Raw genomic sequence first — 3,301 nt, forward strand, 5'->3', positions numbered from 1 at the left:
GCCGAGTTCGCCGCCCGTGAACCGGCGCGCTGGGACCTGGAGCCCAACGTCGGCACCGGCCGCGAGCTGTTCGCCTTCATGCGCGAGTCCTTCAGCACGGCGGAGCAGGGCGCCAGCGCCTTCACCCGCAGCCTGGAGAGCCTCAAGTGAAACCTGCTCTGCTGGTGACTGATCGCACTGGCGTTTCCGGGGCACGGGAACGAAAGGTGGCGGCGTCGCCGTTGTCATCGCTGTTGCGTCCGGCCGGCGACCAGCCCTTTCGCTGGTCCGAACATCAGGGCCGTGAGCTGTTGCTGGTGGAGCATCCGCGCTGCCAGGCGGTATTCAGCCGGCAGGGTGGGCAACTGCTGCATTTCCAGCCCAATGGGGAGCGTCCGCTGCTCTGGTGCGCGTCTCGCTGGCCGAAGATCGGCGCCATTCGTGGCGGTGTGCCGGTGTGCTGGCCCTGGTTCGGCCGTCACCCGATGGAAAGCGGCTGGCCCCAGCATGGCTGGGCACGACTGAGCGACTGGCGGCTGGCCGCCAAGGATGCCGGTGATGATGGCGTGCGCCTCATCTGGCGTCTGGAGCTGCACGACTGGCTGGTGGAACTGGAGGCGGAACTGGGCGACGAGATGCGCCTGCAGCTGCGCACCCGCCACCGGGACAGCGAACCCTGCGTGCTGAGCCACGCACTGCACGCCTACTGGCGGGTCAGCGACGTGGCGCGGATCGGCCTGCTCGGGCTGGATGGCGCCGAGGGCAGCGATCTGCTGCTGCGCGAGCCGTGCCGGCAAGAAGGCGAGCTGCGCCTGGTCGACGGCTGTCACAAGGTATTCCGGCGGGGCGGCAAGGTGATCATCCAGGACCCGGACTGGCAGCGGCGCATCTGCGTGGACGGCACCGGCAATCCCGATACCGTGGTCTGGCATCCCGGCAGCCGGCCCCTTGGCGATGTGAGCTGGGCGGAAGGCCTGGGTTTCGTCGCGGTGCAAGCGGCGGCCTGTGGGGAAGACAGCCTGACCCTGGCGCCGGGCGAAGAAGCCCGCCTGAACCTGCGCGCCAGGGTGGCGTGACGGGAACCAGAAGCTTCCAGATATCCAACAACTGAATTCAAGGCGTAGCGCTGGCGACTATCGCGCCGGCTTTCGCGACGCTCTTCCGCAACATCTACTGGTGCCCCCGGGCCCGAAGGACTGCAAATGACCATCCTCCTCAACAACACGGCAGATGGCCGGGTGGCCGTGCCAAGCATGGTCGAAAAAGTCGCCATCATCGATCAGTTGTGCGCCGCCGCACGCATCCTCCCGGTGATCACCATCGAGCGCGAGCAGGACATCCTGCCGCTCGCCGACGCCCTGGCCGCTGGCGGCCTGCGCACCCTGGAAGTCACCCTGCGCTCGGAGCATGGCCTTGCGGCGATCTGCCTGCTGCGCGAACAGCGCCCGGAGCTCTGCATCGGCGCCGGCACCGTGCTCGACGAACTGATGCTGGCCGAGGCTGAAGCTGCTGGCGCGCAATTCGTGGTGACGCCCGGCTGTACCGCCGAATTGCTGCGTGCTGGCGTCTACAGCCCGCTGCCACTGATCCCGGGCATCAGCAGCGCTTCGGAGATCATGCTCGGTTATGCCTTGGGCTATCGCCGTTTCAAGCTGTTCCCGGCGGAAATCAGTGGCGGTGTGAAAGCGCTCAAGGCGTTCGCTGGCCCGTTCCCGGGTATCCGTTTCTGCCCTACCGGCGGCGTGCGTCCGGACAACCTCGGCGACTATATGGCCCAGCCCAATGTGATGTGCGTGGGGGGGCAGCTGGATGCTGGACCCGGCGTGGATCCGTAGCGGCGACTGGTCGCGGGTCGAGGCCGCCACGGCCGAGGCCCTGGCGCTGCTGCCCCAGGTTTAGCCTGTGTGAAAGGTCCGGCCAATCGTAGCCCGTATGAAATCCGGGAGCGGTGGAGGGGCTTTTCCCGGATTTCATCCAGGCTACGAACTGCCCCAGGTGCTGCGTACGTGAAAGCTTTGGTGATGGGCAGCAAAGGCGGCTATTGCCTGATGTGCTCTGCCAGGAAGTCGATCAGCGTCCGCACCGAAGGCAGCAGGCCCCGGCGGGATGGGAATACGGCATGGACGAAACCGCTGCGGGGCACCCACTGCGGAATGATGTCCTCCAGCCGCCCCTGTTCCAGGTCCTGATCGACCACCATCAGCGGTAGTTGCACGATGCCCACGCCATGCAGCGCCGCCTGGCGCAATGCGGTCATGTCGTCGGTGATGTAGCGGGGCGTGTGCCGCACCTCGGCATTCGCACCATCCGGTCCTTCCAGGCGCCACAGATGATCCCGCGGCGGCCCCCAGTCCAGGCTGGGCAGGTTGCTGAGATCGGCCGGCACCAGCGGCAGCTCGAGGCCTTTCAGGAACTCCGGGCTCGCCACCAGGCGCTGCGGGCTTTCTGCCAGGGTGCGCATCACCAGGCCGCTGTCTTCCAGGGGCGGAAAGCGCACGCGCAATGCCAGATCCAGCCCTTCGCCGATGACATCGACCCGGCGGTTGGTCGCGTCCAGATGGACCTGGACCTTCGGGTTCTCGGCCATGAACCGGCTGATCAGTTCGCCGATCCGATAGTGGAGCAGGGTGGTGGGGCAACTCATCCTGACGACACCCTGAGGTTCGGCACGGTTGCGTTCGATCACCTGACGTGCCGCCTCGGCCTCCACCAGCATCGCCACACAGTGCCGGTAATACTCCTGGCCCGTTTCGGTCACGGAGAAATGCCGGGTGGAGCGCTGCAGCAGGCGCACGCCCAGACGTTCTTCCAGCGTGGAAATTCGCCGGCTGAGTTTGGACTTGGGGGTGTTCAAGGCACGGCCGGCTGGTGCAAAGCCGCCGTGTTCGACTACCTGGGCGAAGTAGTAGAGGTCGTTGAGGTCTTCCACGATCGTTCACCAAATGGAACTGTGCGGGCAATTTAGCAGGTCTGGTGGGGCCGGAGTTGCAAATCCATTCGCAGGAGCGGGCCGACGTTATGACGGCCCGCCGAGGCTCACAGCAGCAGGCTGCGGATGTCCGCCAGTACGTCGCCGAGGCGCTTGGTGAAGCGCGCGGCGGCGGCGCCGTTGATCACTCGGTGATCGTAGGACAGCGACAGCGGCAGCATCAGGCGCGGCTGGAAGGCCTTGCCGTCCCACACCGGCTGCATGGCGGCCTTGGACACGCCAAGGATCGCCACTTCGGGCGCATTGACGATCGGCGTGAAGCCGGTGCCGCCAATGTGGCCGAGGCTGGAGATGGTGAAGCAGGCGCCTTGCATGTCGTCCGCCGAGAGCTTC

At 66.4% G+C, this 3,301-nt stretch carries 3 protein-coding genes and 1 pseudogene; 2 read left to right on the top strand and 2 right to left on the bottom strand.

Translation table 11 applies throughout. The features are described from left to right. Window positions 1–206: 206 nt before the first annotated feature. Together ACFW0B_RS25580 and ACFW0B_RS25585 are read left to right on the top strand one after the other, a co-directional pair. Window positions 207–1,055, top strand: coding sequence for a D-hexose-6-phosphate mutarotase (locus tag ACFW0B_RS25580; RefSeq protein ID WP_449151762.1), 849 nt, complete (start codon window positions 207–209; stop codon window positions 1,053–1,055). 126 nt (window positions 1,056–1,181) lie between these two features. Further along, window positions 1,182–1,878 (top strand): annotated as a pseudogene (locus ACFW0B_RS25585) (bifunctional 4-hydroxy-2-oxoglutarate aldolase/2-dehydro-3-deoxy-phosphogluconate aldolase). A gap of 139 nt (window positions 1,879–2,017) precedes the next feature. On the opposite strand, the gene ACFW0B_RS25590 reads toward ACFW0B_RS25585, so the two are convergent. Together ACFW0B_RS25590 and ACFW0B_RS25595 are read right to left on the bottom strand one after the other, a co-directional pair. Then, the gene (locus tag ACFW0B_RS25590; RefSeq protein WP_449151764.1) at window positions 2,018–2,911 is read right to left on the bottom strand and encodes a LysR family transcriptional regulator; all 894 of its coding nucleotides are present in this window, start codon (window positions 2,909–2,911) and stop codon (window positions 2,018–2,020) included. Between the two features lie 104 nt (window positions 2,912–3,015). After that, the coding region (locus tag ACFW0B_RS25595; protein WP_449151760.1) for a 2-oxo acid dehydrogenase subunit E2 at window positions 3,016–3,301 on the bottom strand (286 nt) is incomplete at its 5' end.

It is taken from the genome of Metapseudomonas phytobenefica (assembly GCF_043392685.1).
Lineage (GTDB): Bacteria > Pseudomonadota > Gammaproteobacteria > Pseudomonadales > Pseudomonadaceae > Metapseudomonas.